Source organism: Agromyces sp. NPDC055658, from assembly GCF_053618155.1.
This window is the reverse complement of the sequence record NZ_JBSHHD010000111.1, coordinates 1-1,298: the sequence shown is the minus strand read 5'-3', so window position 1 is coordinate 1,298 and position 1,298 is coordinate 1. Positions and strand designations below refer to the sequence as shown.

Below are 1,298 nucleotides of genomic sequence, written 5' to 3'. Positions count from 1 at the left end.
GGTACTCACGTGAGCTGGCCGCGGCCAAGCGCAGGCATCCGTCGTCCTATCGGCTTGAGGAAGACGACGATGCGCTCGAATCCCAGCGGCCACCTCAGTCGAGCCTGCGGACCAACGCTCTGGTGACCCCGCTCTCGTGCGCTCGGGTCCTCAAGCTGAATGCCGCCCGCGGCGAGGCCGTCGCGGACTGACGCTTCGGGAGACCGGAGCGTTCAGAACGTGCGACGGCCAGGCGCCGTGGCCGAAACGTGACGAACGCTTGACCGAATTGTCTACGTGTGACTACACATTCGGGCCGCTGCGGACCAATACCATGACATCGTTCAAGATCATGGGGGCATCGCAGAGGGATCGAATTGATGCGCGCGGTTGTTCAGGGTGTTCTCGTAGTGGTCGTGGTTGCCATGACCTTCTTCTCCGGCGGTGCGAATAGCGTCGACACGGCGGCGGTAAGCATGCCGTTGACGTCGACGATCGAATCGATCGCGCCCGCCGAAGGCGCCGTCGTCGGTGTGGGCCATCCGGTGGTGGTGACGTTCAAGAATCCGGTCTCGAACCGGTCTGTCGTCGAACGTGCCCTCGGGATGAAGTCGACGCCGGCGCGCACGGGTACCTACGAGTGGCTGGACGCAAACACCGTGTCCTGGACTCCCGCCCAGTTCTGGCCGGCGCACAGCACGATGATGCTGTCGGTCGGCGGTTTGCGGACGGAATTCCAAACCGGCCCAGCCGTTATCGGTGTCGCCGACATATCCGACCACACCTTCACCGTGACCATCGACGGGTTGGGTGAAGACCCACCGATCGCTCTGCCGGCGCCGCATCATCTGCCGCACGCCGGCGAACCGGGTGTGCTGCTGGCCTCCATGGGGCGTCCGGAATACCCGACCCCGGTCGGTACCTACACCGTGCTGGGGAAAGACCGCACGGTGAAGATGGATTCGAGCAGCGTCGGCATTCCCGTCGACGCCCCTGACGGCTATCTCCTCGATGTGGACTATGCGGTTCGCTTCACCCACCGCGGACTGTTCGTGCATTCGGCGCCGTGGGCTGTCCCGTCGATGGGACTGGACAACACCAGCCACGGCTGCATCAGCCTGGTCCCGGCGGCCGCCGAGTGGTACTTCAACACGGTCAACATCGGCGATCCGGTGATCGTGCAGGAGTAGCGAATCCTGCTGCAGACCAGTCGAACCAGCACTCAGCGCGGCGGATTGCAGTCACTATCAGTCAGTGATCCGCGGCGTTGATGGTTGCCAGAGGCGAACACAGCGGCAAAGAGGCGAACACAGCGGCAA

General features: G+C 63.9%; 2 protein-coding genes. Both read left to right on the top strand.

Annotated features, from left to right (window positions below):
• On the top strand, positions 1-191 hold a 191-nt coding region (locus ACWGPE_RS18905), incomplete at its 5' end, for a hypothetical protein (protein ID WP_452049299.1).
• A 213-nt stretch (positions 192-404) separates the two neighbouring features.
• Complete coding sequence (locus ACWGPE_RS18900; RefSeq protein ID WP_452049300.1) at positions 405-1,169, top strand: L,D-transpeptidase; 765 nt, start codon at positions 405-407, stop codon at positions 1,167-1,169.
• Positions 1,170-1,298 lie beyond the last annotated feature (129 nt).

Bases quoted from the DNA above. Each gene is read 5' to 3' on its own strand.
- ACWGPE_RS18900 (WP_452049300.1), top strand. From the start codon at position 405: ATGACCTTCTTCTCCGGCGGTGCGAATAGCGTCGACACGGCGGCGGTA.